The organism is Bradyrhizobium sp. 197 (genome assembly GCF_023073375.1).
In the GTDB taxonomy this organism is placed as follows: Bacteria; Pseudomonadota; Alphaproteobacteria; order Rhizobiales; family Xanthobacteraceae; genus Bradyrhizobium.
Map to the genome: position 1 here is coordinate 70,089 of NZ_JADPJJ010000030.1, position 25,360 is coordinate 95,448.

The window sequence follows — 25,360 nt, forward strand, 5'->3', positions numbered from 1 at the left end:
AATCCGGGCTAGATCGGGCGCGCCTGCTTCCGGATCTCGTTCGCGATCGGCTTGAGCGTGTCCGCTGGAAGCTGGGCGACGAGCGTATAGCCCATACCCCTGTCCGCCCAGGCGAAGCCCGTAATATTGCCGGTCGATTGCGGCAGCATCGGCGTATCCTGCCTGGGATTGCTCATCGGACGTGTCAGCACGACAAGACGGTCGCCGTGATCGTCGTCGTACATAAACATCGCGGCCGGACCATGCGAGGTCGCAACGAGGCGTCCTCCCATCAGCCGATAGCCGGAGACAGCAAGGTCCGGCACCTTGACCGGCTGTCTCAGCCGATTGGAGACCCATTGCGTCAGCTCGGCACTGTCTGACCCTCGTATCTCGACCGGCCGTACGCGATCCGGAGCGTAGACTCCGTAGGAGTAAGCCGCCTCCTGCGCCAACGCAGACAGTCCGCTCGAACCATCCTGCAACAGGCTGCGCATGGTCCAGCCGCCGAGACCGCCAATGCTCAAGAGCAACAGCGCCGCTATCGCCGCCCACGCCCGCAAGGGACGCCGCTTCCGGCGCTCAATGATGCGCGACAGGTTCAGCGCGGACGGCAATGGTTCATCGGCGATCGACGCCAGCGCGCCGCGCAACTGCTCGCGCTGGGCGGCGAAAGCGGCGACGCGCCCCGCGATGTCAGGGTGATCGTCCAGATAGGATGCGATCTCTGCGCGACGCTCGGGCTCGAGCGCCTGGTCCACATGGGCGTGGAGATCATCCTCCGTGATCGGCCGCTGGCTCATTTCATGCTCCGCAATGCCACGACATTCCCCGGTGCAATGCCGTCCATCTCCTGAAGTAGCCTTTCTCGCGCACGCGACAGGCGCGACATCACGGTCCCGACCGGGATATTCAGCACCGCCGCAGCATCGGCGTAGGAGAGATCCTCGACGGCAACAAGCAGCAATACAGCCCGCTGCTCTTCCGGAAGTTTCGCCAGCCTGTTCAGGACATCCTGATAGATCACCCTGTGCTCCTGCGCGGCAGCGCTGACGAGCTCACTCTCGCCTGCATCGTCGATCAGCATATGCCTGCCCCGCGCTGTTGCTTGACGGAACTGCGTGACCGCCAGATTGTGGAGGATGGTGAACAGCCACGCGCGCACGCTGCCGTCGCGCCGCTGATGCCAGCGGCTGACGGCGCGCTCCAGGCAATCCTGAACCAGATCGTCGGCAGCCGCGCGATCGCGTACGAGCGCCCGCGCATAACGACGGAGCGCGGGGATCAGCGGCTCGACCTGAACCAGCATATCCTTCATGAGGCGCTCCGCCCGATCTTCGTTGCCGCCCTACGGCGGGTCATTGCGTCTCGATCTGGACCGCTTCGCCGGGCCCGGCCGCGTCTCCGGAAGCAATCACCAGATATCGCTTTCCTGCCACGGCGGACGGGTCGACGATCTGCCGGATCGGGCCGGCCGCGTTGACGATGGCCGATCCGGCCGGATTGGTCATGAAAGCCGCCAGCGGTTGCAGCGGCCCGCTCCCGTCGCTGCGTTCCGCCAGTGCAAGCACATATTTCTGCTTGGGCTGAAGGCCCGTCACCGAGGCCTGCAAAATCTGAATCAGGCCCTGGTCGAACAGCGAGACGCTGGTCGGCGCCTTGCCGTCCTTCGAACTGTCCCTGGAGGCGAGGGACAGATGGGCGACCTGGCCGGCAATGCCGAGGGCCTGCAAGTTCTGACGATCATCCGGGTCGGGCGCCGCTCCCGGAACATAAGCGATCGCCTGCGGCGCCTGGCCGATCGGGATATTCGCCACCACACTGTTGGTCGCGGTGTCGATAGCCGCGAGGGCGTCGGCATTCTCAAGCCCAACATAGATGCGCGTGCCGTCGCCGGAGGGCCAGATGCCATGCGGCAGATTGCCGACCGGGATCGTTGCGACCTGCGAGAAATCGTCGGTGCGGAACACTTTCACCTCGTTCAGTCCGCCAATGGTCACGTAAGCAAAGGTCCCCTTGGCGGTGTGCGCGAAGTTGACGTGATTTGTAATCGGACCGGTGTCGATCGTCTTGATCGGGTTGAACGGCGGCTTGGCATTGAACACCTGGGTCCGGCCGATGTCCTTCAGCGTGAACCACACCTGATTTCCGTCCGGCGTCACCGCGATGTTCGGGCAGAAGGGGCTCTCCTGCTTCACGCTGGCGATGATCTTGTGCTCGGCGACCGCGACGACATCGGTCTCGGGGTTGAAGGACGAGCAGATGTAGCCGTATTTGCCGTCGGGGGAGAATATCTGCATGCCCGGCCCGTTCGGGGTGGCGATGCGGGCTTTCTCCGCAAAACTCTTCGCATCGATCACGGAGACATAGTTTTCGCCGCGAATGGTGACCCAGACCTCCTTGCCATCAGGCGTAAAGAACGCCTCGTGCGGCGACCGCCCGATATAGGTCGTGTGCTTGACCGCGTTGGTCGCGGTGTCGATGAACGTCACCGAATTGGAGCCGATCGACACCACGGCAAGCGTCTTGTGATCGGGCGAGAAGCCCATGCCGTGCACGAGGACTTGGCCCTTGTACAGTGGGCTGAAATTGCCGGGCTGCGGGTCGCCCAGCCGGATCACACCAAGCAGCTTGTTGTCGACGGGATCAGTGACCGAGACCGTATTCGAGAACTGCTCCGCCGCGTAGATGCGGTCGTGGTGGCTGATCGGAATATCGGGCGCGGACAGTGCGCCCGGCGCCTGCCCAGCCCATGCGACGGAACCGGTGGCAAGCATGGTGGCTGCCAGAAAAATGCTCTTCATGATGTTGCTTTGCGACGTCGTCATCTGCGGCTCCTACTTCTTCATTCCGGCGGACATATCCATCTGCATGCCCGGATGTTGATGAACGTTTGCAGCGGGGCCAGCCGACGGCTGCGTCGGAGCCGGCGTCGTCTCCGTCGCCGGCTCGCCGATCGCCAGCTTCATCGCCGCGATCTCCTGCATCTGGTCGACGATGATTTCCTGCGCGATGCGTCGCAGCTGCTCGTTCTTGCCGTAACGCAATTCGATGATCGCCATGTCGATCGCGCCCTGATGATGCGGAATCATCATCGCGGCGAAGTCGCGATCGACATCGCCGGTCGGCTTGGCCGCCATATCGTTCATCATCTTGGTCATCGCGGCTTCGTTCTCTTCCAGGAACGCACGCTCTTCCGTACTCAGCGCAGCCGGTGGGACGGCTGGATGAGATTCATGCGCGAGCACCAGCGAAGGAAGCGCGAATGTGACGAGAATGCGCGCGCAAATGAGCGCCGTACCGAAACCGGGCTTTGGCCTCCGGCATCTGCCTGCGAGCGCAGCAACGACGAGGAGAAACTGTGACCGGGGCATCCTGAACTCCCATGCGGGTGGTTGCATGGGGGTATGACGCGCGGGCGCGCGTTCTATTCCGGCCAGCCCATCACATAAAAGTCAGCAGGCAATCGAGGTAGATTAGCCGCGCTCATCCACGGTCGGCCGCCAGACCAGCAGACGGCGCTCGACCAGCGTGACGCCAAAGTCGATCAGGATGACGAAGGCCGACAGCACGAACATGCCGGCGAACACGCCGGCGACGTCGAAGATGCCTTCAGCCTGCTGGATCAGATAGCCTAGCCCCGCCGCCGATCCCAGATATTCGCCGACGACCGCGCCGACCACGGCGAAGCCCACCGAAGTGTGCAGCGACGAGAACATCCACGACAGCGCCGACGGCCAATAGACGTGCTGCATCAACTGCCGCTCGCTCATGCCGAGCATGCGACCGTTGTCGAGCACGGTGCGGCTGACCTCCTTCACGCCCTGATAGACGTTGAAGAACACGATGAAGAACACCAGCGTCACGCCGAGCGCGACCTTGGACCAGATACCCAGCCCAAGCCACAGCGCGAAGATCGGCGCCAGCACGACGCGCGGCAGCGCATTGACCATCTTCACGTACGGATCGAACACGGCGGCGACCAGCGGCTGGCGCGCGAACCAAAAGCCGACCAGCACGCCGCCGGCCGATCCGATCACGAAGGCCAGGATCGATTCCGTCAGCGTGATGCCGAGATGCCTCCAGATCACACCGGACGAGAACCACTTGACGATCTGGGCGAAGACATCGACCGGGTTGGAGAAGAAGAACGGCGGCAGCAGGATCTTGCCGAACACGGGCACGGTCGTCAGCAATTGCCACAGCACGAGGCAGACGATGGCGACCAGGATTTGCAGCGCAAGCAGCGTGACGCGCGACATCAGACCGCCTCCGCCGCTTGCGTGGACTGCGCATAGCCCTTCATGACCTCGTCCTTGAGCACGCTCCATATCTCGCGATGAAGCGCATGGAACTCCTTGTCCAGCCGGACTTCAAAAATGTCGCGCGGGCGCGGCAGGCTCACGCGCCAGTCGCCGATGATGCGGGAGGACGGCCCTGCCGACATGATCACGACGCGGTCGGCGAGCGCGATCGCCTCTTCCAGATCATGGGTCACGAACAGCACGGCCTTGCGGTCGGCGTTCCAGAGGTCGAGCAGGAGGTTGCCCATCACCTGTCGGGTCTGCGCATCCAGCGGTCCGAATGGCTCGTCCATCAGCAGGATCTTTGGATTGCGGATCAGCACCTGCGCGAGCGCCACGCGCTTGCGCTGGCCGCCCGAGAGCATATGCGGATAGCGGCCGGCGAAGGCGCCCAAGCCAACCGAGGTCAGCCATTTCTGCGCCCGCGGCAGCGCCTCGCTGCGCGGCGTGCCGCTGACTTCGAGCCCGATCGCGACGTTGTCGAGCGCGGTCTTCCATGGGAACAGCGCATCGGCCTGGAACAGATAGCCGGCATCCCGGTTCAGCCCGGCGAGCGGCTGGTTGAATATCTTGACGCTCCCGGCAGCCGGCTTCAGCAGCCCGGCCGCGACGTTGAGCAGCGTCGATTTCCCGCAACCGGTCGGGCCGACGATGGCGACGAACTCGCCCTGCGCGACCGTCAGATGCGCCTTCTCCACCGCCGTATAGACCCGCCCGTCCCCCAGCCGGAACGCGACCTTGGCATCTTCCAGCGCCACTGCCGTGGGCGTTGTCATGTATTCCCTCCGAACTTGGTCCGATGCCTTAGCCGCTCGCGCGGCCAAGTTCAATCAAGCCGCCAAGCGTGGTACGCATAGACCTCGTCATCCCCTCCCTCCCGGGTGGGTCAGCGCAGTGAGCCCCCGCCCGATGCCGTCCATGCCGATGATTCGCTATGCCCATGTCACCAAGAGCTTCGGCGCGCTCAAGGCCGTGGACGATGTGTCACTCGACATCGCCGAAGGCGAGTTTGTGGCCGTCGTCGGCGGCTCGGGTTCGGGCAAGACGACGCTGCTGCGGCTCGCCAACCGCCTGATCGAGGCGGATGGGGGCACGATCACGGTCGAGGGCGACGACGTGCAATCCGCCGATCCGGTCGCGCTGCGGCGCCGCATCGGCTACGTCTTCCAGAGCGGCGGGCTGTTCCCGCATCTGAGCGTCGCCGACAATATCGGGATCACGCCGAAGCTGCTCGGCGTGCCGGCGGGAGATATCGCAACGCGAGTTGATGAGTTGCTCGAACTCGTGCAGCTCGATCGGGCCGCGCATCGCGACCGGCTGCCGGACGCGCTTTCGGGCGGCCAGCGTCAGCGGGTCGGCGTGGCGCGGGCGCTTGCAGCACGGCCCCGCATCGTACTGATGGACGAGCCCTTCGGCGCGCTCGATCCTCTCACCCGCGATGCGCTCGGCGACGATTTTCGTGAGCTGCACCGCAGGCTCGGCCTGACCACCGTGATGATCACCCACGATATGACGGAAGCGATTTTGCTCGCCGACCGCATCGCGGTGATGCGCAGCGGAAAGCTGCTCGCGCAGGGCACGCCAGTGGAGCTCTCGAAAACCAGTGACGCCTACGTGCTGGAGCTGCTACGGACGCCGCGACGCCAGGTCGAACGGCTGAACGCGCTGCTGCCACAGAGCGGTGCGGCATGAGCCTGTTGTCTGATCCGCGCTGGGGCGAGGCGCTGGCGCATTTGCCCGACTATCTCGGCAACCATGTGCGGGTGAGTTTGGCCGCGCTCGCGCTCGGCCTGATCGTCAGCCTGCCGCTGGCGATCCTGACGCGCAACCGCCCCACCCCGCGCGCTGTCCTGCTCGCGCTCGCCAGCATCGTGCAGACGGTGCCGGGGCTGGCACTGCTCGCGCTGTTCTATCCGCTACTGCTGCTTACGGCCTCCGTGACGCTGGCCTGGTTCGGCGTCTCATTCTCGGCGTTTGGCTTCCTGCCGGCGATGCTGGCGCTCGCGCTCTATTCGATGCTGCCGGTACTGCGCAATGGCATCACCGGCCTCAACGGCATCGATCCCGCGCTGATCGAGGCCGCGAAGGGCGTCGGCATGACCGCACGGCAGTCGCTGGTGATGGTCGAACTGCCGCTGGCCCTTCCGGTGATGATGGCGGGCATCCGTACCGCCGCAGTTTGGGTGATCGGCACCGCGACGCTGTCGACCCCGATCGGGCAGACCAGCCTCGGCAATTACATTTTTGCCGGGCTCCAGACCCAGAACTGGGTGTTCGTTCTGTTCGGCTGCTTTGCTTCGGCGCTGCTGGCGCTCGCAGTCGATCAACTGCTCGGTCTGATCGAGAGCGGCCTGCGCCGGCGCAGCCGCGCGCGTACAGCGCTTGGCGCGGCCGGGATCGCGGCACTGGTCGTCGCAACATTGGTACCGACGATGGGGCGCTCGTCGCAGAGCTATGTCGTCGGTGCCAAGACGTTCGCCGAGCAATACGTGCTATCGGCGTTGATGAGGGACCGGCTTCAGGCGGCCGGTCTTTCCGCCGTCTCACGATCCGGCCTCGGCTCAAGCGTGATATTCGAGGCGTTGAAAGCCGGCGATATTGATCTCTATGTCGATTATTCCGGCACGCTCTGGGCCAATCAGCTTCATCGCACGGACATCAAGCCGCGTGCGGAACTGTTGGCGGAGCTGAAAACAACGCTCGCGAAGGACAACATCACGCTGCTCGGCGAGCTCGGTTTCGAGAATGCCTATGCGCTGGTGATCCCGAAGAAGCGCGCCGAGGCACTTGGCATCCGCACCATCGCCGATCTCGCCGCGCATGCGTCGTCCCTGTCGATCGCCGGCGATTATGAATTTTTCTCGCGGCCCGAATGGGCGGCGCTGCAAAAGACCTATGGCCTCTCGTTCCGCGCCCAGCGCCAGATGCAGCCGGACTTCATGTATGCGGCCGTCGCCAGCGGCGAGGTCGATGTCATCGCGGGTTACACGAGCGACGGGCTGATCGCAAAATACGATCTCGTTGCGCTCGACGATCCCCGGCACGCGATCCCGCCCTACGATGCGATCCTGCTGCTGGCCCCGAAGCGCGCCGGCGACGAGCGGCTGCAGGCCGCGCTGAAGCCGCTGCTCGGCAAGATCGACATCGCGACCATGCGGGAAGCCAATTTGCGCGCCGCCGGCAATGACGCGAATTCGTCGCCGGATGCGGTGGCGAAGTGGCTGTGGGAGAAGGTGGGGAAGTAGGTTTTGCCGTATGTCCCGTCATCCCGAAAGCTTCACAAGCTCTCAGGATGACGGTGACGAAGACTACAGTCCCCGGATCATCCCCGCATCGATCAGCAGCCGGTTCAGCCGGCGCGCTTCGGCGCCGTCCTTGCAGCCGTAGAAGATCCCCTTGCAGCGGAGCATGATCTCCTTCTGCTCGGCGAAAGACGGATCGAGCGGGATGCCGGCGGCTTCCTGGATGACCAGCGGCAGATACGGGCCGTCGACCGTGTCCATCACGGCCTCGCTCTTCACCGGCTCGAAATTGACGGCGTCGATCGCGTAATAGGTCGCGTAGAGACGTGGGTCGTAGGCGTCGAGCTTCTTGCCGAGAGCACCTTCGTCGAGCCCGGGCTCGAGGATACCAGGCGCGAATTCCGGCTGGTGATCGCCGTAGCGCACGATCAGGAAGGGCTCGCCGGGGTAATTTTTCTTCAGGCCCGCGAGGAAAGCCTTGTACTGCTCGGCGCTCATCGCCTGCCGGCGCAGATATTCGTCGATCGACGGCATATTGCCCGGCGCGCGCCAGTTCGGCAGCAGATCGGGGCGGAAGCGCGTCTCCCAGGGGAAATGATTGGCACCGAGGTAGATGAAGGTGAACAGCGGCTTGTTCGGCGTCCGCTCACCCATCAGCCGGAGCGCCTTGTCGTAGAAGAAGCTATCCGGCTCGACATCCTTGGCGCCGAGATCCTTGGAGTCGAAGAATCGTTCGACGCCGGTCGTCAACTGAAAGCTGCGCGCGGCCATGAAGCCGCCATAGGCAGGATAGAGCGACATCGTGTCGTAGCCGCAGCGGCGCAGCGCCAGCGGCAGGCCGCGCTCGACACGGCCTGTCGCGATGCGCGTCACGAAATAGGCGAAGCGGCCGAACGAGCGCGAGGAAAGGCCCGCAAGCACGTTGTATTCGGTGAACCAGCTCGGCCCGCCATTGCTCTCGGCCAGAAATGTGCGCTCCTTGCCGTCCCAGGATTTGAAGTGACGGCCATAGCCTTGCGGCACCTTGATGCCCTGCGCGGCGCGGATGTCGAAGCTCGATTCATCATGGACCATGATGATGTTCGGCCGGCGGCCCGCGGGATGGCACGCATCGACCAGTGGCATGTTGAGCCGTTCGTTGGTCGAAGCAGCCGACTCCATGAAGCCGTATTGCGCGAAATCGGAGACCGCGCTGACGCCGGAGCGGAAGAATTTCGAGAGATAGCCGTCGTCGTAATAGCCGCGCCAGGCCTCGTCCGGATGATAGAGCGAATAGCCGACCAGCGCGGCGAGGCAGCCGAGCATGGAGGCGAGCGCCGGCAGCCTGCGAATGCGGAACGGATCGAGCCACCACAGCGCATACATCAGCGGCAGCGTGACGAGACCCGCCAGGACCACCGACCAGCGCAAATTCGGGAAGATCGTGAACAGGAACGCCACCGTGTCGCGGTCGATCATCATCAGGTCGATGAAGTTGACCGTCATCTGTACGACATCGTGCTTCAGCCGTGACAGCAGCACCAGCACCACGACCATGGTCAGCGACAACGCACCCGACAGCGCCGGCCGCCGCAGCAGCGCGATCCAGAAGAAGTTGAGGATGCTCCAGGCCAGCACGAAGGAGAGCCGCGCGCCGAAATCCGTCTCGGTCTCGTACATCAGTGCGAGCGCGGCAAGATGGGGCGCCGCAACCGCGAGCAGCCGCCAGATGCCGAGCGCGGCGACACTCGCCAGCACGGCGGTCGCGGCAGAAGGACCTGGATTGGGCGCGGGCGGCATCGACGACACGCTAAACTTTAGTCCGGCGGGTGATGCCAAGCGTCTCGCGTTTGAAAAATCGCGAAGGCGTCCGACGCAGCCGGAAGCCTGCACCGTGTCACAAAACTGTAACGGAACGGTCAAGGACAAGCAACGCGCGCGGCGATCCGAGCTTTGCTTATTGTCAGTGAGCGGCGAAGCGCCGCACGGCCAACTCTATCTCCTCACTCTGAGGGCCGGCAGGCGCGCTGGGGTTTGGCAATCCCGGCGATGAACAGGTCGATGACCCCTTCCGCCATCCGCTCGATCTCGCCCTCCTCCACGCCCCAGCGCGGAAGGTGGCCGTCGAGATTCATCCTGGCAAAACCATAGACCAGGGCGCGGCCGGCGATCTGGATGCGCTTGAGGTCGGCCGACCGCAGCAGGCCCTGCTTTGCCGCCTCAATCAGTATTCCCTCGGTCAGCGCGATCAATTCGGCATTGTCGCGCGTCAGGCCCGGCGAGTTGCCATGGGCGAAGTAGCGCCCGGTGGAGATGATCTCGAAATGCGCGGGATTGCGCCTCGCCCAGCGCACGTAGGCGAGGCCGAAGGCGCGGAAGCGGCCGAACGGGTCGGCGGCCGGTGCCTGGTCCAGCGCCACCTCGATCTCGGCACGGAAGCGCCGCTGCGCCTCCTCAGCCACCGCTGACATGAGCGCGTCGCGGTTGGGGAAGTGCCGGAACGGCGCGCCCGGCGAAACCGCGGCCCGGCGTGCGGCCTCGCGCACCGAGATTTCGGCCCCCTCCGCCGCCAATTGCAGCGCAGCGTCGATCAACACGCGGCGGAGATCGCCGTGGTGATAGGGCCGGACTTCAGAGGTGTTGCGGCGAGCACGCGGCTTGGCCGGCTGTCGGGCAGGCATGGAGCTTCCTAGCATCACCCGAACGTGAATGTAAGCAGCGATTACACCATTGACCGCGCAGCCAAGCCATATGTAATCGGTGATTACATAATGGAGCAAATCGCATGTCACAACCCCAAAACTGGTTTGAAGGCTGGCGGCTGCTTGCCGTCCTCGCATTGAGCCTGATCGCACTCAGCCTGTGGATTGCCTCGATGCGGCAGTTCGAGGTCGAGGGCGCGCGGATGGTGATCCGTTTCACGGCAAGAAGTTCGCTTCTGCTGTTCTGCCTTGCCTTCAGTGCCGCGGCACTGGCACGGCTGTGGCCCAGCGCCTGGACGCGCTGGCAGTGGCGCAACCGGCGCTATCTGGGCCTGAGCTTCGCCACCTCCCACGCCATCCACGCGGTTGCGATCGTCGCGTTCGCCAGGATGGATCCGGCAAGCTTTGCCGAGGCCACCTCGGCGGCCTCCTACATCTTCGGCGGCATCGGCTATGCCGCCATCATCGCCATGAGCGCGACTTCGTTCGACCGCACCGCCGCGCTGCTCGGGCCGCACGCCTGGCGCGCGCTGCACCTTACGGGCGGATACTATCTCTGGTTCCAGTTCGTGGTGTCGTTCGGCAAGCGCGTGCCTGCGATGCCGCTCTATGCCGCGTTTCTCATTCCGCTGATCGCCGTGATGACGCTGCGCCTGGTCGCGATGGCCGCTCGGCCGCGCGGACAGACGGCCGAGGCGAGCTGAACGTCGGTCAGCTCTGCGGCAGCAATCCGAGACGCTTGGCGATGATGCGGTCGACCACGCGCTTGGGCAGCGTGGCCGTCATCAAATGTCGCATCCGGTCCGGCGTGATCTGGTAGCGAACCTTGGGTCTCTCAGTCGTGAGCGCCTCGAAAACGACCTCAGCGATCCGCTCGGCCGGCAGCCCGGTCTCGCCGAGCTTCATCATGAACGCCTTGACCTTGTTCAGCGCCGGCAGATAAGGCGAGTTCTGGTAGACGGAGAGATCGATCTGCTCGGCCTTGCTCCAGATCGGCGTCTTGACCGCGCCGGGGGCGACGATGATGACGTCGATGCCGAACAGCATCAGTTCGCGGCGCAGGCTTTCCGATAGCCCCTCGATGGCGTGCTTGGAGGTACAGTAGGGCGCCGACAGCGGATTGCCGTTCTTGCCCGCGACCGAGCTGATCATCACGATCCGTCCCTTCGGCCCCTTCAGCGACAGGTCGGCACCGAGCAGCGGCCCGAAAGCCTGCGTCGCGATCACAGGGCCGATCACGTTGATGTCCATCTGGCGCCGGAAATTGTCGACCGACAGTTCGAGCACGGGACCGGCGACCGCGACACCGGCATTGTTGACCAGACCGGCCAGCGTCTCGCCGCCCAGCACCCCGCGTACTTCTCGTGCGGCGGCCAGCACGGCAGCCTCGTCGGTGACATCGAACAGCAGCGGGGTGAAGTTCGCGCCAAACTCACCGTTGAGCCGGTCGGCGTCCGCCTGCTTGCGGACGCTGCCGAAGACGCGATAGCCGCGCCCGATCAGAAATTTTGCAGTGGCCCAGCCAATGCCGGTGGACGCGCCGGTGACGACGACGGATCGCATGGTCTTTCCCCCCAACAGTTCCCGCGATCATGTAGGACAAAGACGTCAGTGCGCAATGCCGCCCGACACTCAAGGGGGCGCCGCAGATGTCAGTTCTTAAGATGAAGCGGCGCGAACGTCGCGGCGCGGGATGGATCGCGCCTTCACAATGCGGGTGAAGAGCCGAATCCTTACCCCTGAAGATGCTAGGCTTTCGGCGTTCACGCGCTTCTGAAAGATTTTGAAAAACCACGCGAGACCAAGAATGTGGTTTAAGCGTCAGTTCTTCGTTCTCAGGGAGTACTTCAGTTCGCGAAGAATTTGAATGAAGCAGCAATGCTTCGCGCGAGACGAAAAGAGCGAGACCGCTGTTTGCGATCCCGCTCAGATATAGTCGCGAAGGTTTAAGAATTGGTTTGGCGAGCGAAGCTTGTGTTTCGCTCCCGTATCCCGACGCGGCGTAAACGATACGCCGCGTCCGGACGACGGCGACTTAGTTCTTCGACTTGTCGACCAGCGCGCCCTTCTTGATCCAGGGCATCATGTCGCGCAGCTTGGCGCCGACTTCCTCGATCGGGTGCTCGGCGAGCTTGGCGCGGGTCGCCTTGAACGAGGTCTGGTTGACCTTGTTCTCGAGCATCCAGTCGCGGGCGAACTTGCCGCCCTGGATGTCGGCGAGGACACGCTTCATCTCGGCCTTGGTCTCGGCGGTGACGATGCGCGGGCCGGTGACGTACTCGCCATACTCCGCGGTGTTGGAGATCGAGTAGTTCATGTTGGCGATGCCGCCTTCATAGATCAGGTCGACGATCAGCTTCACCTCGTGCAGGCACTCGAAATAGGCCATCTCCGGCGCGTAGCCAGCCTCGACCAGCGTCTCGTAGCCGCCCTTGATCAGCTCGACCAGGCCGCCGCAGAGCACGACCTGCTCGCCGAACAGGTCGGTCTCGCACTCTTCCTTGAAGGTGGTCTCGATGATGCCGGCGCGCCCGCCGCCGACGGCGGAGGCGTAGGACAGGCCGAGGTCGTGGGCGTTACCCGAGACGTCCTTGGCGATCGCGATCAGGCAGGGCACGCCGCCGCCGCGCTGATACTCCGAGCGCACGGTGTGGCCGGGGCCCTTGGGCGCGATCATCAGCACGTCGAGATCGGCGCGCGGGTCGAGCAGATTGAAGTGGACGTTGAGACCGTGCGCAAACACGAGGGCGGCGCCCTTCTTCATGTTGTCGTGCAGGTGCTCGCGATAGATGTCGCCCTGGAGCTCGTCCGGGGTCAGCATCATGACGAGGTCGGCCCATTTGGCGGCCTCGGCGACTTCCATCACCTTGAAGCCGGCGGCTTCCGCCTTCTTGGCCGAGGCCGAATCCTTACGGAGCGCAATCGTCACTTCCTTGACGCCGGAGTCCTTCAGGTTGAGCGCATGGGCGTGGCCCTGGCTGCCGTAGCCGACGATGACGACCTTCTTGCCCTTGATCAGGTTCAGGTCGGCGTCGCGATCGTAATAAACACGCATGGTCGTTTCCTCATTCAGGGGCCGGAATCGGCCGTTGGTCAGATCTCGTCAGTCAGGTCTTGTCATTCAGGTCTTGGACGCTGAAATTTGCGGATTTCGGAGGCTGTCTAGAGCATTTTCAGCCCACTGGGAAACCCGATTCTGCATGGAAATCCGCGACATCATGCATCCATGAAAACGGGGTAGAGAGACGTCAGCAGCAGGATCGCCATCAGGATATTGAAGGCGCGGACCAGCCGCTCGGAGGTCAGGACCGGCCGCAATGCCGTGCCGAAAAAGGCCCAGACCACGGTCGAGACCGTGCCCACGAGCAGACTGATCAGGGTCTGGATCGCGATGTTGAGCGGGAATTGGGCGATGGCCGCATAGGCGGTGATGGTGCCGATCACGATCACCCAGCCCTTGGCATTGATCCACTGGAACATGGCGGCGCCCCAGAAGGTCATCGGACCGCGGGCGCTCCCTTCGCCCGGCTTGACCGCGCCGGAGAAGGCGATGACCGCGGCCAGGTAAATCAGATAAGCGGCGCCGGCATATTTCAGGATGGTCTGAAGAATGGGATAGGCCAGGAATACCGTGCCGAGACCGAGGCCGACTGCACCGACCATGAAGGCAAAGCCGATGGTGATGCCGGCGATGTGCGGGATGGTGCGACGGAAGCCGTAGGTCAGTCCCGACGACAGCAGCATGATGTTGTTCGGCCCCGGCGTGAAGAACATCACGAGGGCGAAGATGATGAAGGCGTAGAGCAGCGACTGAGACATGTTCACCTCACGCGACCTTGGCCAGCGCCCGCGGGCGCCGCGCCAGCACCATCACCGCGATGCCACCGACCACGGTCAGCATGCCGGCAAGCCGCAACGGGCCGAACTTCTCGCCGAACACGATGCTCGACGCGGCCGAGCCGACGAACGGCACCAGAAGCGCGAACGGCACCACTTGCGCCGCGGGATAGTCACGCAGCAACCGGCCCCACAGCCAATAGGCGATGCTGGTGGAGATGGCGCCGATCACCAGCAGGCAAATGAGGCCGGTGAGCGACATGTGGATCAGCGACTGCCAGGTCGGCGCCGGTCCGTTGACCACCAGCGTGAGCGCGAACAGCGGCATCGCGGTGGCGAGACACAACCAGGCGAACAGATCGAACATCGGCACGCCGCGAGCACCGCGTAACAGGATATTGCCGATCGCAAAACTGACCGGCGCGATCATCAGCACGGCGAAGGCACCGACGCTGAAATCATAACCAACGGTGCCGCAGATCATCAGGAGACCGACGGCTGCGATGACGATGCCCAGCGTCTGCGCCGGCGTCGGCCGCTCGCCGAATGCGATCGCGGCAAGGCCGATCGTGAACAGTGCCTGGCTCTGCACGACGACGCTGGTCAACCCCACCGGCACGCCATGGGCGATGCCGTAGGCCTGGCTCAGAAACTGGCCGAGAAAGAGCGTGAAGCTGATGGCGATCAGGAGCGACCAGGCAATCTTCGGCTTGCGAATGAACAGGCACGGCACCGCGGCAATCGTGAAGCGCATCGCCGTCATAAGCTCCGGCGAAAATTCGTCGAGCGCAATCCGGCTCGCCACGAAGGCAAGCCCCCAGATGATCGCCACCAGGATGGCGATGAGGATGTCGGCCGGCTTCATTGTTGTTCCTGGTTCTGCCTTGTCGTGCAGCCCTGTTGTTGTCGTCTAGTCTTGCTCGCCGGCCTTTACGTGGAAGAATTGGATTTCCGCAGCAGATAAGTGCCGTGCATAGGGGCGTGGTAATCGGCCGAGACCACTGTGAAGCCGACATCGGTCAGCATCCGCTCCATGACCCAGCCAAAAGTGGAATATTCGTCGCGCATGTGGGTGACGACGCTGTCACGCGAGACATCGTGGTTCTTGATCTCAAAGTCGGCCCATTGCTCGACGTCGCGCTCGACGGCATCGGGCATCGAGGCGTAAACGATGTCGCGCAAATAGAAGGTCGCACCGGGCTTGAGCGCGCGATAGATCCGCGACATCGCCACCGCCTTCCAGAAATCCGGCAGATGGTGCAGCGTGAACTCGCTGACGATCAGGTCATAGGATTCCGGCCGGTAGGCAAAACTGAGCAGGCCGGCAGACTGCGTGCGCACAGGCGCCTTGCGATCGCGCGCATAGATCTCGGCGAGCGCCAGCATCGCGGGCGAGATGTCGATGGCGTCGACCTCGGCACCCATCAGCGCCGCCTCGGTCGCGAGCACGCCGTTGCCGCATCCGATGTCGGCGATGCGCCAGCCGCGTTGGACCCCGAGCATTTTCAGCGCGGCGCGCGCCCGCAGATCGGCGTCGTCGTGGCTGTCGTAGATCGACGCCACGGCGGGCCCGATGCCCATCCGGTTCCGCTCGTTATAGTACCAGTCGCGCGCCAGCATGGTTCACATCCCTTCGGGCCCGCGGCCGATCGCGGCAACGCCGGTGCGCGACACTTCGACGAGGCCAAGCGGACGCATCAGGTCGATAAACTGGTTGATCTTGTCGGTATTGCCTGTGATCTCGAACACAAAGCTCTCGGTGGTGGCGTCGATCACGCGGGCGCGGAACGCATCCGCCAGCCGCAGCGCCTCGACGCGATGCTCGCCCTGCCCGCGCACCTTCACCATCGCCAGCTCGCGCTCGATCGAGCGTTTCGTCAGCGTCATGTCGACGACGCGATAGACGGGGATCATGCGATCGAGCTGATGCTTGATCTGCTCGATCACCATCGGCGTGCCGGTGGTGACGATGGTGATGCGCGAGAGATGCTTCTGGCTCTCGGTCTCCGAGACGGTGAGGCTCTCGATGTTGTAGCCGCGCCCCGAGAACAGGCCGATGACGCGCGCGAGCACGCCGGGCTCGTTCTGCACGAGCACCGAGAGCGTGTGCGTCTCGTTCGGATCGTGGCGCTCCTCGATGAAATAGGCGGATGCGGGTTGGTTCATTGTCGTCCCCTCTATTCTCGTCGTTACGCCGTCGCCCGAAGGGCGACCGGCGCATCCGCCCCGACCCAATCGCGGAACAGATCGAAATCGATATTGCCGCCGGACAGCACGAGTCCGACGCGCTTACCCGACAGTTTCGTCTTTTCCTGAAGCGCCGCGGCGAGCGCGGCGGCGCCGGCGCCTTCGGCGAGATTGTGCGTGTCGGTCCAGTAGGCGCGGATCGCGGCGGCGACCTCGTCGTCGGTGACCTCTACGATGTGCGAAGCGCCCTTGCGGATGATGGCGAGCGCTTCCGGATCGGGAATCCGCGTCGCCATGCCGTCCGCGAGCGTGTTGCTGGTCTCGGTCGTCACGACGTGGCCTGCCGCAAACGACAACGCGTAGGACGGCGCCTCCGTCGATTGCACGCCAACGATCTCGGTCTTCAGGCCCAGCAGATCTCGCGCCATGATGCAGCCGCAGATGCCCGAGCCCTGCCCGATCGGCACATAGAGGATGTCAAGATCCGGTGCAGTCCTGAACAGTTCGAGCGCATAGGTCGCCACACCCAGAACAAGATCCGTATGGAACGACGGCACCATGTGTAACCCGGCGAACTGCGCACGGCGGCCGGCCTCCTCACGCGCAGCTTGAAAGTCCTCGCCATGCTCGACGAGCTCGGCGCCAAACATCTGCATCGCGCGGTTCTTCTCGACCGAATTGCCGCGCGGCACGTAAATCACCGCTGGCACGCCGAAGCGACTCGCTGCAAAAGCGAGGCTCTGGCCGTGGTTGCCGCGCGTCGCCGAGATGATGCCCGGAATGTTGGGCCGCTCGCGCTTCAGACGTTCGAGATAGACCAGCCCGCCGCGCACCTTGAAGGCGCCGATCGGCGTGTGGTTCTCATGCTTGACCACGACCTGTGTGCCGAGCCGCTCGGCGAGCAGCGGCCAGGCGTACGCCGGCGTCGCCGGCACCGCCTGCCCCACGATCGCATGTGCGCGTTCGAGCTCCTTCAGGTCGAACATCGCGCTTACACCAGCGCCTTGCCGCCGGCGAACGCCTTTGCGGTGGCTTCGTCGTTGGCCTGCTCCGGCAACAGCATCTCGTTGTGCGCCTTGCCGGAGGGAATCATCGGGAAACAATTTTCCAGCGCCGCGACGCGGCAGTCGAACAGCACCGGGCGCTTGACCGAGATCATCTCCTGGATGGCGCCATCGAGGTCGGCAGGCTTGTGCACCTGGAAGCCGACGCCGCCATAGGCCTCCGCGAGCTTGACGAAATCCGGCAGCGCCTCCGAGTAGGAATGCGACAGCCGGTTGCCGTGGAGCAGCTGCTGCCACTGCCGCACCATGCCCATGTACTGGTTGTTCAGGATGAAGATCTTGATCGGCAGCTCGTACTGCACCGCCGTCGACATCTCCTGCATCGTCATCTGCACCGAGGCATCGCCCGCGATGTCGATGACGAGGCTGTCGGGATGGGCCACCTGCACGCCGACCGCGGCCGGCAGGCCGTAGCCCATGGTGCCGAGACCGCCTGAGGTCATCCAGCGATGCGGCTCCTCGAAACCGAAGAACTGCGCCGCCCACATCTGGTGCTGGCCGACCTCCGTGGTGATGTAGGTATCCTTGCCGCGCGTCGCCTCGAACAGGCTCTGGATCGCGTGCTGCGGCAGGATGACGTCGTTGCTCTTTCTAAAATAGAGCGAGTTGCGGGCGCGCCACTGCGCGATCTGCTGCCACCACGCCTTGACGTCGGGCTTCTTCGCCTCCGCCTTGAACACCTGGAGGATGTCGCCGAGGATGTTGCCGCAGTCGCCGATGATCGGCACGTCGACGCGGATGTTCTTGTTGATCGAGGACGGGTCGATGTCGATGTGGATCTTCTTCGACCCCGGCGAGAACGCATCGACGCGGCCGGTGATGCGGTCGTCGAAGCGCGCACCGACGCACAGCATGACGTCGCAATCATGCATGGTCATGTTGGCTTCGTAGGTGCCGTGCATGCCGAGCATGCCGAGCCAGCTCTTGCCCGACGCGGGATACGCGCCGAGACCCATCAGCGTGGAGGTGATCGGAAAGCCGGTGACCTCGACCAGCTCGCGCAGCAGCCTGGTCGCCTCGGGGCCGGAATTGATGACGCCGCCGCCGCTGTAGATCACGGGGCGCTTGGCATTGGCGAGCAGCGCCACGGCCTTGCGAATCTGCGTCGCATCGCCCTTCACGCGCGGCGCGTAGGAGCGATGCACGTCGGACTTGCGCGGCGGATGATAGGTGCCGGTCGCGAACTGCACGTCCTTGGGGACGTCGACGAGCACCGGGCCCGGTCGCCCCGTAGTCGCAACGTAGAACGCCTCGTGCAGCACCTTGGCGAGATCGTTGACATCGCGCACCAGCCAGTTGTGTTTGGTGCAGGGGCGCGTGATGCCGACGGTGTCGCATTCCTGGAATGCGTCATTGCCGATCAGATGCGTCGGCACCTGGCCGGAGATGCAGACCAGCGGGATCGAGTCCATCAGCGCATCCGTCAGCGGCGTCACCATGTTGGTGGCGCCGGGGCCGGAGGTCACCAGCGCGACGCCCGGCTTGCCGGTCGAACGCGCATAGCCTTCGGCGGCGTGGCCCGCGCCCTGCTCGTGGCGGACCAGGATGTGCTGGACCTCGCTCTGCTGGAAGATCTCGTCGTAGATCGGAAGCACGGCGCCGCCCGGATAGCCGAAAATGTCGGTCACGCCATGATCGATGAGCGCGCGGACGATCATCGCGGCGCCGGTCATCTGGTTCGGATCGTGGCTCTTGTCGCTCATTGGCTTGCTCCGGATGCGCTGTTGTCAGCGGCTTCGTTCGTGTCGGGTTCGGGAAATAAAAAAGGCCCCGAAGAGGGCCCCATGCACACCGCCTGTCATGTGGATGGCAGCTAGCCACCCCCGGCGGTGTGCCTGGGTACGACGGCGATAAGAAGTTTGGTAATAATGTTACGCATGGCAGGTGCCCAGCTTCCCAAAGGTTGCGCGAAACATAGCGACCAACGCCCCGATGTCAAGGCAATGTGGCCGTTCCCGCGCGATTTAGGCAGTGTAGCGGCGTTCCCGGAGTTCGGCGAGCGGTAAATATGGGAGCCGAGGCACAAAAGCACGTCAGCCCGAGTCCCGTGCCGCGTTCACGATCGCCGCGAGCCAGCCCCTCGCCTCCTCCGGCTTGACCCATTCGAACTCCGGCAATTGGTGCCGGAACCAGGTGAACTGCCGCTTGGCGTAATGGCGCGTGTCGGCGCGGCCGATCGTGGCCGCTTGCTCCAGGCTGAGCTCACCGCGCAGCTGCCGGATCAGGGCCGGCACGCCGTGAGCCTTCATCGCCGGCAGCAGCGGATCGAGGTTTCGGGCGGCGAGACGCTCAACCTCCTTCAGTGCGCCGGCCCCTAACATGGTGTCGAAGCGGGCGTCGATGCGGGCGTAGAGCTCGTCGCGCTCGGGCGCGAGGAACACCGCGCGAAAACTGTCCCTGGGCAAGAGCGGCGGCTGGCCCTCATGGTGCCAGTCCAGTAGCGAACGGCCGGTGGCTTCGACCACTTCGAGCGCGCGCGCAATGCGCGTGCGGTCGCGCAGGTTCAATCGCTCGGCCGCCCGCGGATCGCGACGCGCGAGTTCCGCGTGCAGCGCCTCGACGCCGTTCCGCTCCAGCCGCGCCCGAACGTCCTCGCGTAGCTCGGCAGGGATCGGCGGTACCACGGAAAGGCCCGCCGTCAGCGCCTTGAAATACAACCCGGTGCCGCCGATGAAGATCGGCTGGCGGCCTTCGGCTTTCGCCTCTTCGAGCGCCTTCGCCGCGTCGCTCACCCAGGCACCGGCCGAAAAATTGACGGCCGCATCGACATGGCCGTACAGGCGGTGAGGCACCCGCGCCTCGTCGCCCTGTGTCGGGCGCGCGGTGATGATACGGAGGTCGCGGTAGACCTGCATGGAATCGGCATTGATGACGACGCCGCCCGTAGCGAGCGCAAGCTCGAGCGCCAGCGCCGACTTGCCGCTGGCGGTCGGGCCTGCGATAAGCACGGCCTTGCCAACATGCCTTCTGCCGACTTGCCCCTCGCTCACGAAAACCTCAAATGTCCCTCGTCGCCACGCTGATCTGCAACCCGAATAATCCCGCGCTCGACTCTACCATCGTCGACGGCGCCCGCGCCGTGCTGCCACAGGCGGCTCCCGCGCAATGGCTGTTCGACGGGGTTGCAGTCGACATCCCGTTCGGCGCCGACAGTAACCTCGAAGGCGACCGTCACGCCATCGAACAGCGGTTGCGCGAGCTTCGCGGCGACCTTCCCATCGACATCGTCGTGCAGCCAGTCGGCTTCCGGCGCAAGAAGCTTTTTCTCGCCGACATGGATTCCACCATGATCGGGCAGGAGTGCATCGACGAACTCGCCGATCTTGTCGGGATGAAGACCCACGTGGCCGCCATTACCGAGCGCGCGATGCGCGGCGAGATCGAGTTCGAGCCGGCGCTGCGCGAGCGCGTTGCGCTGCTCAAGGACCTCCCCGCCAGTGCCGTCGACGAGGTGCTGGCCAAGCGCATCACGCTGACGCCGGGCGGCCGCGAACTGGTCGCGACCATGCGCGTCCACGGCGCCTATGCCTGCCTCGTCTCCGGTGGCTTCACGCTGTTCAGCAGTGCGGTCGCTGCCAAGATCGGCTTCCAGGAGAACCGCGCCAACGAGCTCGTCGTCCGCGACGGCAAGTTCACCGGCGAGGTCAAGGAGCCGATCTTGGGCCGCGCGGCAAAGCTTGCGACGCTGGTGGATCTGATGGAGTCGTTCGATCTCGACGACATCGACTCGCTGGCGGTGGGCGACGGCGCCAATGATCTCGCGATGATCCAGGCGGCGGGGCTGGGCGTGGCGTATCATGCCAAGCCGTCGGTTGCGGCCGCGGCCGCCGCGCGGATCGATCACGGCGATCTCACCGCGCTGCTGTATGCGCAGGGGTATCGGCGCGAAGAGTTCGTGGGGGCGTAGCGTCCTCTCCGCCGTTGTCGCCCGCCTTGTGCGCAATTGCGCACTGGGCTGGGTGATCCAGAGTTCCAGAGACCGCGAGGATAGAACCGAGAAGCCGCGGCGTACTGGATGCCCCGGACAAGCCGGGGCATGACAGTGAGTTTGTGGTAGGCGCCGTTGTTCCTACTGCACGCTCAGCGCGACAAACCGCAGCTCGCCGTCGGCATTCGACACCAACAGCAGCACCGACTTCTTGCCGTCCTTCTTGAGCTGGTCGACCCGCTTCTGGATGTCGGCTCCGTTTGACACCGCCTCCTGCGCCACCTCGACGATGACATCGCCGGCGGAGAGCCGCTTTTCCGCGGCGTCCGAATTGGCGTCGACATTGGTGACGACCACGCCCTTGACGGTGTCCTTGATCTTGTAGCGCGTACGCAGATCCTTGCTCAGCGCCGCGAGATCGAGGCCGAGCGCCTTCTGCGTCACAGTCTTTTCAGGCGCGGGCTCATCGGTCTTCACCACGGCCTGTACCTTGTCGGGATCCTGCAACCGGCCGAGCGTGACCTTCTTGGTCTCTTCCTGGCCCTTGCGAATGATGATGACGTCGACCTCCTTGCCGACCGCCGTGTCGGCGACCACGCGGGAGAGATCCTTGGGGTCCTTGACGTCCTTGCCGTCGAACTTGATGACGACGTCGCCGGGCTCGATGCCGGCCGGTTTGGCCGGGCCCTTGTCGTCAATGCCGGCAACCAGCGCTCCGCGCGGCGGCTTGATGTTGAGGCTCTCGGCGATCTCGTCGGTGACGCTCTGGATGCGGACGCCCAGCCAGCCGCGGCGCAATTCGCCGAACTGACGGAGCTGGTCGACGACACCCGCGACCGTCTTCGACGGTACGGCGAAGCCGATGCCGATCGAGCCGCCGGACGGCGAGATGATCAGCGTGTTGACGCCGATGACGTCGCCATCGAGGTTGAACAGTGGACCGCCGGAATTGCCGCGGTTGATGGAGGCGTCGGTCTGAATGTAGCTGTCGTAGGGACCTGAGGAGATGTCGCGGTTCTTCGCCGAGACGATACCGGCCGTCACGGTGCCGCCGAGGCTGAAAGGATTGCCGATCGCGACGACCCAGTCGCCGAGGCGCAGCTTGTCGGAATCGCCGAACTTCACCGACACCAGCGGCTTCGGCGGCTTGAACTTCAGCACGGCAAGGTCGGTCTTCTTGTCGACGCCGACCAGCTCGGCCTTGATCTTGGTACCGTCGTTGAGGATGACGCTGATCTCGTCGGCGTCCGCGATGACGTGGTTGTTGGTGACGACGACGCCTGATGTGTCGATGATGAAGCCGCTGCCGAGCGAGTTGGTCTTGCGCGGCGCCGGGCTGTTCTCGCCGCCCTTGCTGCCGCCGCCGGGACCCTTGCGATTCTTGAAGAAGTCGTCGAAGAACTCCTCGAAGGGCGAGCCGGGCGGCAGTTGCGGCATGGCGTTGCTGCCGCCGCCACCTTTGGCGTCGACGGTCTGCGAGGTCGAGATGTTGACGACCGCGTCGATCACCTTCTCGGCAACGTCGGCGATGCCGTCCGGTCCGCGCGCAGAGGCCGGTGTGCCGAATGCGCTGAAAGCGCCAACGGCGAGCGCGGCCAGCCCTAAGCGCAAACGGGTCGGGGCAATGATGGCAGCGGTCATTGTGATCTCCAGGGAATGCGGATTCGGCGTCAAGACTGCGCTTGAACGGGGGGACGGCGCAAGCGCAGACCTTAACGGGCCTCAAGACCCGGACAATACGGCGAAAACCGGTCCCTCGCCTTCACTTTGGCGTTGGCGCGACGGCTAAATTGGACGTCGCATAACCCAGATCAGGATCAGGCCGGCCACGGCCGAACCAATCCCCACCGCCCGCAGGACATTGTCCGGAGTGGCCATGGCGCTTTTCATGGCCTTGCGCATCCAGGCCGGACTTGCCGCGAACATCAAGCCTTCCAGCACGAACAGGATGCCCAAGCCGATGAGGAAGTCGGCGAACGCAATGGACCTCATCGGATTGGAACCTCCCGTTGTGCTGTTCTTGTCCGGACGAAGGGCGGCCAGACCGGCCGCCCTCGTCTGGCTTACGGCTTCGCTGGCGTCGTGGTCGCCGTCTTGCCGGACGGGTTACCAAAGAACCGGAAGAAATCCGAGTCCGGGCGCAGGAGGAAGCGGGTATCGTTCGACCGCAACCCATTCTCATAGGCCGACATCGAGCGGTAGAAGGCGAAGAAATCCGCATCCTGGCCGTAGGCTTCGGCGAACAGACGGTTGCGCTCGGCATCGCCGACGCCGCGCGTTTGCTCGGCCTGTGACCTTGCTTCTGCCTCGATTACGGTTGCCTCGCGGTCTGCCTTGGAGCGGATCTCCTGTGCCTTCTGGCCGCCCTGCGCGCGGAACTCGGCGGCTTCCCGCTCGCGCTCCGTCTTCATGCGCTGATAGACCGCCTGGCTGTTCTGCTCCGGCAAATCGGCGCGGCGGATCCGGACGTCAACGACCTGGATGCCGTAGCCGTCGGCCTCGTGATCGAGCTGATCGCGGATGCGCTGCATCAGCTTCTCGCGGTCGTCGCGCACCACGTTGATGAACGTGACCTCGCCGAGCACGCGGCGCAGTGCCGCGTTCAGCAGGGTGGTGAGCTGGATGTTGGCGGCCTGGATCGAGCCGATGCTCTGATAGAACCGCAACGCGTCCTTGATGCGGTAGCGCGCGAAAGCATCGACCACGAGCCGCTTCTGGTCGGACGCGATCGCTTCCTGTGACGGGTTCTCGAGATCGAGGATCCGCTTGTCGATGTTGATCACCGAATTCCACGGCGCCTTGAAATGCAGGCCGGGAGCGGTAACGACGTCGACGGGCCGGCCGAACTGCAACACGATGGTCTGCTCAGTCTGCGCTACCGTGAACAGCGACATGTAGCCCACGATCACGACAAGCAGGAGCCCGAGCAGCGCGACGATACCTGTAACTGGAGACCTCATCGGTTGCCTCCGGTCGTTTGCTGGCCGGTTGCAGGCGGCCGCTTGGCCGTCAATTCGCTGAGCGGCAGATAGGGCACGACGCCCTGGCCCGACTGGCCGCCGTCATAGATGAGCTTCTCCGAGCCGCCGAGCACGCGCTCCATCGTCTCAAGATAAATCCGTTCACGCGTCACGTCGGGCGCCTTCTTGTATTCATCGTAAACCTTCAGGAAGCGCGAGCTCTGGCCCTTGGCCTCGGCGACCGTCTGCTCCCTGTAGCCTTCGGCGGCCTGCATGATCTGCGCCGAACGTCCGCGTGCCTGCGGCACGACCTGGTTGGCGTAGGTCTGCGCCTCGTTTTGCAACTGCTCGAGATTGGCGCGCGCCGCCTGGACGTCGCGGAAGGCGTCGATCACCTGGGCCGGCGGATCGACCTTCTGCATCTGCACCTGGCTGATCTGAATGCCGGCGCCGTAGGTGTCCAGGGTCTTCTGGATCAGCTCCTGCACGCCCTGTTCGGTGACGTTGCGCGCGCCGGTCAGGATCGGCTGGATCTGCGAGCGGCCGATCACCTCGCGCATCGAGCTCTCGGCGACCGCCTTCACGGTGCCCTCGGGATTCTGGATGTTGAAGAGGAAATCGCCAACGCCATTGGGCTTGATGCGCCAGAGCACGGTGAAATCGACGTCGACGATGTTCTCGTCACCGGTCAGCATCAGGCTCTCTTCCGGCACGTCACGAATGGAGCGGCCGCGCCGCGCCGGATCGTCGATCAGCGTCATGCCGATGGAGATGGTGGAAACGCGCAGTGCCTTCGGTAGCAGCACGGTCTCGATCGGATAGGGCAGGTGATAGTTCAGGCCGGGCTCCACGGTGCGAACATGCTTGCCGAAGCGCAGCACGACGCCGAGCTCTTCGGACTGCACCCGGAAGAAGCCCGACAACAGCCAGAACGCTACGATGAGCAGCACGATCAGCGTGATGCCGATGCCGGAGAAATAGCCGCCCGGCATGATCTGCTGGAGGCGGTCCTGGCCGCGGCGCAGAAGGTCTTCCAGATCCGGCGGCCTCGGTCCGACCGGCTGCGGGCCGTTGCCCCATGGTCCCTTCGGACCCGAGCCCCATGGGCCACCGCCCTGATTCTTCCACGGCATTCGATGCTCTCCTCGGCAGGGTGAAATTGCCCCAGCCCGCTTTGT

At 64.3% G+C, this 25,360-nt stretch carries 25 protein-coding genes; 4 read left to right on the forward strand and 21 right to left on the reverse strand.

What is annotated here, in order from left to right; translation table 11 throughout:
• Nucleotides 1-8: 8 nt before the first annotated feature.
• From IVB27_RS06860 to IVB27_RS06885, 6 genes are all read right to left on the reverse strand, one after another.
• On the reverse strand, nucleotides 9-782 hold the full coding sequence (locus IVB27_RS06860) for an anti-sigma factor family protein (RefSeq protein WP_247442338.1): 774 nt from the start codon (nucleotides 780-782) through the stop codon (nucleotides 9-11).
• On the reverse strand, nucleotides 779-1,297 hold the full coding sequence (locus IVB27_RS06865) for a sigma-70 family RNA polymerase sigma factor (RefSeq protein WP_247442339.1): 519 nt from the start codon (nucleotides 1,295-1,297) through the stop codon (nucleotides 779-781). Before IVB27_RS06865 ends, IVB27_RS06860 begins: the two co-directional genes overlap by 4 nt.
• Nucleotides 1,298-1,337: 40 nt before the next feature.
• Complete coding sequence (locus IVB27_RS06870) at nucleotides 1,338-2,807, reverse strand: YncE family protein (protein ID WP_247442341.1); 1,470 nt, start codon at nucleotides 2,805-2,807, stop codon at nucleotides 1,338-1,340.
• 9 nt (nucleotides 2,808-2,816) lie between these two features.
• Complete coding sequence (locus IVB27_RS06875; protein WP_247442343.1) at nucleotides 2,817-3,353, reverse strand: DUF305 domain-containing protein; 537 nt, start codon at nucleotides 3,351-3,353, stop codon at nucleotides 2,817-2,819.
• A gap of 102 nt (nucleotides 3,354-3,455) precedes the next feature.
• On the reverse strand, nucleotides 3,456-4,241 hold the full coding sequence (locus IVB27_RS06880; RefSeq protein ID WP_247442345.1) for an ABC transporter permease: 786 nt from the start codon (nucleotides 4,239-4,241) through the stop codon (nucleotides 3,456-3,458).
• A complete protein-coding gene (locus IVB27_RS06885) occupies nucleotides 4,241-5,059 on the reverse strand; it encodes an ABC transporter ATP-binding protein (RefSeq protein ID WP_247442347.1) in 819 nt (272 codons plus the stop codon). Before IVB27_RS06885 ends, IVB27_RS06880 begins: the two co-directional genes overlap by 1 nt.
• A gap of 133 nt (nucleotides 5,060-5,192) precedes the next feature.
• Between IVB27_RS06885 and IVB27_RS06890 the strand changes: the two genes are divergently transcribed.
• Both IVB27_RS06890 and IVB27_RS06895 read left to right on the forward strand, forming a co-directional pair.
• Nucleotides 5,193-5,975 carry an ATP-binding cassette domain-containing protein gene (locus IVB27_RS06890; protein ID WP_247442349.1) on the forward strand — a complete coding sequence of 261 codons (783 nt, stop codon included), beginning with the start codon at nucleotides 5,193-5,195 and terminating at the stop codon, nucleotides 5,973-5,975.
• Nucleotides 5,972-7,528, forward strand: coding sequence for a glycine betaine ABC transporter substrate-binding protein (locus IVB27_RS06895; protein ID WP_247442352.1), 1,557 nt, complete (start codon nucleotides 5,972-5,974; stop codon nucleotides 7,526-7,528). The genes IVB27_RS06890 and IVB27_RS06895 overlap by 4 nt, the downstream gene beginning before the upstream one ends.
• Before the next feature lie 63 nt (nucleotides 7,529-7,591).
• On the opposite strand, the gene IVB27_RS06900 is transcribed toward IVB27_RS06895, so the two are convergent.
• Both IVB27_RS06900 and IVB27_RS06905 read right to left on the reverse strand, forming a co-directional pair.
• A complete protein-coding gene (locus IVB27_RS06900; protein WP_247442353.1) occupies nucleotides 7,592-9,304 on the reverse strand; it encodes a sulfatase-like hydrolase/transferase in 1,713 nt (570 codons plus the stop codon).
• 203 nt (nucleotides 9,305-9,507) lie between these two features.
• Nucleotides 9,508-10,101 (reverse strand): TetR/AcrR family transcriptional regulator, encoded by a 594-nt coding sequence (locus IVB27_RS06905; protein ID WP_247442355.1) that lies wholly within the window; start codon nucleotides 10,099-10,101, stop codon nucleotides 9,508-9,510.
• A 188-nt stretch (nucleotides 10,102-10,289) separates the two neighbouring features.
• Between IVB27_RS06905 and IVB27_RS06910 the strand changes: the two genes are divergently transcribed.
• Entirely contained in the window at nucleotides 10,290-10,910 is a 621-nt protein-coding gene (locus tag IVB27_RS06910; RefSeq protein ID WP_247442357.1) for a hypothetical protein, read from the forward strand.
• Between the two features lie 7 nt (nucleotides 10,911-10,917).
• Here IVB27_RS06910 and IVB27_RS06915 read toward each other — a convergent pair whose 3' ends face one another.
• From IVB27_RS06915 to miaA, 9 genes are all read right to left on the reverse strand, one after another.
• Nucleotides 10,918-11,769, reverse strand: a complete 852-nt coding sequence (locus IVB27_RS06915) for an SDR family oxidoreductase (RefSeq protein ID WP_247442358.1) — start codon at nucleotides 11,767-11,769, stop codon at nucleotides 10,918-10,920.
• A gap of 472 nt (nucleotides 11,770-12,241) precedes the next feature.
• Nucleotides 12,242-13,261 carry a ketol-acid reductoisomerase gene (ilvC, locus tag IVB27_RS06920; RefSeq protein ID WP_247341352.1) on the reverse strand — a complete coding sequence of 340 codons (1,020 nt, stop codon included), beginning with the start codon at nucleotides 13,259-13,261 and terminating at the stop codon, nucleotides 12,242-12,244.
• A 161-nt stretch (nucleotides 13,262-13,422) separates the two neighbouring features.
• Nucleotides 13,423-14,025 (reverse strand): LysE family translocator, encoded by a 603-nt coding sequence (locus tag IVB27_RS06925; RefSeq protein WP_247341349.1) that lies wholly within the window; start codon nucleotides 14,023-14,025, stop codon nucleotides 13,423-13,425.
• A 7-nt stretch (nucleotides 14,026-14,032) separates the two neighbouring features.
• The gene (locus tag IVB27_RS06930) at nucleotides 14,033-14,908 is read right to left on the reverse strand and encodes an EamA family transporter (protein WP_247341347.1); all 876 of its coding nucleotides are present in this window, start codon (nucleotides 14,906-14,908) and stop codon (nucleotides 14,033-14,035) included.
• A gap of 65 nt (nucleotides 14,909-14,973) precedes the next feature.
• Nucleotides 14,974-15,663: a class I SAM-dependent methyltransferase gene (locus tag IVB27_RS06935; protein WP_247341345.1), complete on the reverse strand. Its 690-nt coding sequence runs from the start codon at nucleotides 15,661-15,663 to the stop codon at nucleotides 14,974-14,976.
• Nucleotides 15,664-15,666: 3 nt separating this feature from the next.
• Complete coding sequence (ilvN, locus tag IVB27_RS06940) at nucleotides 15,667-16,209, reverse strand: acetolactate synthase small subunit (protein WP_007613340.1); 543 nt, start codon at nucleotides 16,207-16,209, stop codon at nucleotides 15,667-15,669.
• A 23-nt stretch (nucleotides 16,210-16,232) separates the two neighbouring features.
• Nucleotides 16,233-17,216 (reverse strand): threonine dehydratase, encoded by a 984-nt coding sequence (locus tag IVB27_RS06945; protein ID WP_247442361.1) that lies wholly within the window; start codon nucleotides 17,214-17,216, stop codon nucleotides 16,233-16,235.
• A gap of 5 nt (nucleotides 17,217-17,221) precedes the next feature.
• Nucleotides 17,222-18,997 (reverse strand): acetolactate synthase 3 large subunit, encoded by a 1,776-nt coding sequence (locus IVB27_RS06950; protein ID WP_247442363.1) that lies wholly within the window; start codon nucleotides 18,995-18,997, stop codon nucleotides 17,222-17,224.
• 330 nt (nucleotides 18,998-19,327) lie between these two features.
• Nucleotides 19,328-20,284, reverse strand: coding sequence for a tRNA (adenosine(37)-N6)-dimethylallyltransferase MiaA (miaA, locus tag IVB27_RS06955; RefSeq protein ID WP_247442365.1), 957 nt, complete (start codon nucleotides 20,282-20,284; stop codon nucleotides 19,328-19,330).
• Between the two features lie 11 nt (nucleotides 20,285-20,295).
• On the opposite strand from miaA, the gene serB reads away from it, so the two are divergent.
• Entirely contained in the window at nucleotides 20,296-21,201 is a 906-nt protein-coding gene (serB, locus tag IVB27_RS06960) for a phosphoserine phosphatase SerB (protein WP_247442367.1), read from the forward strand.
• Between the two features lie 162 nt (nucleotides 21,202-21,363).
• Here serB and IVB27_RS06965 read toward each other — a convergent pair whose 3' ends face one another.
• From IVB27_RS06965 to hflK, 4 genes are all read right to left on the reverse strand, one after another.
• Nucleotides 21,364-22,863 carry a Do family serine endopeptidase gene (locus IVB27_RS06965; RefSeq protein ID WP_247442368.1) on the reverse strand — a complete coding sequence of 500 codons (1,500 nt, stop codon included), beginning with the start codon at nucleotides 22,861-22,863 and terminating at the stop codon, nucleotides 21,364-21,366.
• 144 nt (nucleotides 22,864-23,007) lie between these two features.
• Nucleotides 23,008-23,214, reverse strand: coding sequence for a DUF2065 domain-containing protein (locus tag IVB27_RS06970; protein ID WP_211384594.1), 207 nt, complete (start codon nucleotides 23,212-23,214; stop codon nucleotides 23,008-23,010).
• A 71-nt stretch (nucleotides 23,215-23,285) separates the two neighbouring features.
• The gene (hflC, locus tag IVB27_RS06975; protein WP_247347556.1) at nucleotides 23,286-24,182 is read right to left on the reverse strand and encodes a protease modulator HflC; all 897 of its coding nucleotides are present in this window, start codon (nucleotides 24,180-24,182) and stop codon (nucleotides 23,286-23,288) included.
• The gene (gene hflK / locus IVB27_RS06980; RefSeq protein WP_247347558.1) at nucleotides 24,179-25,315 is read right to left on the reverse strand and encodes an FtsH protease activity modulator HflK; all 1,137 of its coding nucleotides are present in this window, start codon (nucleotides 25,313-25,315) and stop codon (nucleotides 24,179-24,181) included. Before hflK ends, hflC begins: the two co-directional genes overlap by 4 nt.
• Nucleotides 25,316-25,360 lie beyond the last annotated feature (45 nt).

Coding starts and splice junctions, on each gene's coding strand:
- IVB27_RS06860 (WP_247442338.1), bottom strand. CDS start 782: ATGAGCCAGCGGCCGATCACGGAGGATGATCTCCACGCCCATGTGGAC.
- IVB27_RS06865 (WP_247442339.1), bottom strand. CDS start 1,297: ATGAAGGATATGCTGGTTCAGGTCGAGCCGCTGATCCCCGCGCTCCGT.
- IVB27_RS06870 (WP_247442341.1), bottom strand. CDS start 2,807: ATGACGACGTCGCAAAGCAACATCATGAAGAGCATTTTTCTGGCAGCC.
- IVB27_RS06875 (WP_247442343.1), bottom strand. CDS start 3,353: ATGCCCCGGTCACAGTTTCTCCTCGTCGTTGCTGCGCTCGCAGGCAGA.
- IVB27_RS06880 (WP_247442345.1), bottom strand. CDS start 4,241: ATGTCGCGCGTCACGCTGCTTGCGCTGCAAATCCTGGTCGCCATCGTC.
- IVB27_RS06885 (WP_247442347.1), bottom strand. CDS start 5,059: ATGACAACGCCCACGGCAGTGGCGCTGGAAGATGCCAAGGTCGCGTTC.
- IVB27_RS06890 (WP_247442349.1), top strand. CDS start 5,193: ATGCCGTCCATGCCGATGATTCGCTATGCCCATGTCACCAAGAGCTTC.
- IVB27_RS06895 (WP_247442352.1), top strand. CDS start 5,972: ATGAGCCTGTTGTCTGATCCGCGCTGGGGCGAGGCGCTGGCGCATTTG.
- IVB27_RS06900 (WP_247442353.1), bottom strand. CDS start 9,304: ATGCCGCCCGCGCCCAATCCAGGTCCTTCTGCCGCGACCGCCGTGCTG.
- IVB27_RS06910 (WP_247442357.1), top strand. CDS start 10,290: ATGTCACAACCCCAAAACTGGTTTGAAGGCTGGCGGCTGCTTGCCGTC.
- IVB27_RS06915 (WP_247442358.1), bottom strand. CDS start 11,769: ATGCGATCCGTCGTCGTCACCGGCGCGTCCACCGGCATTGGCTGGGCC.
- ilvC (WP_247341352.1), bottom strand. CDS start 13,261: ATGCGTGTTTATTACGATCGCGACGCCGACCTGAACCTGATCAAGGGC.
- IVB27_RS06925 (WP_247341349.1), bottom strand. CDS start 14,025: ATGTCTCAGTCGCTGCTCTACGCCTTCATCATCTTCGCCCTCGTGATG.
- IVB27_RS06930 (WP_247341347.1), bottom strand. CDS start 14,908: ATGAAGCCGGCCGACATCCTCATCGCCATCCTGGTGGCGATCATCTGG.
- IVB27_RS06935 (WP_247341345.1), bottom strand. CDS start 15,663: ATGCTGGCGCGCGACTGGTACTATAACGAGCGGAACCGGATGGGCATC.
- ilvN (WP_007613340.1), bottom strand. CDS start 16,209: ATGAACCAACCCGCATCCGCCTATTTCATCGAGGAGCGCCACGATCCG.
- IVB27_RS06945 (WP_247442361.1), bottom strand. CDS start 17,216: ATGTTCGACCTGAAGGAGCTCGAACGCGCACATGCGATCGTGGGGCAG.
- IVB27_RS06950 (WP_247442363.1), bottom strand. CDS start 18,997: ATGAGCGACAAGAGCCACGATCCGAACCAGATGACCGGCGCCGCGATG.
- serB (WP_247442367.1), top strand. CDS start 20,296: ATGTCCCTCGTCGCCACGCTGATCTGCAACCCGAATAATCCCGCGCTC.
- IVB27_RS06965 (WP_247442368.1), bottom strand. CDS start 22,863: ATGACCGCTGCCATCATTGCCCCGACCCGTTTGCGCTTAGGGCTGGCC.
- IVB27_RS06970 (WP_211384594.1), bottom strand. CDS start 23,214: ATGAGGTCCATTGCGTTCGCCGACTTCCTCATCGGCTTGGGCATCCTG.
- hflC (WP_247347556.1), bottom strand. CDS start 24,182: ATGAGGTCTCCAGTTACAGGTATCGTCGCGCTGCTCGGGCTCCTGCTT.
- hflK (WP_247347558.1), bottom strand. CDS start 25,315: ATGCCGTGGAAGAATCAGGGCGGTGGCCCATGGGGCTCGGGTCCGAAG.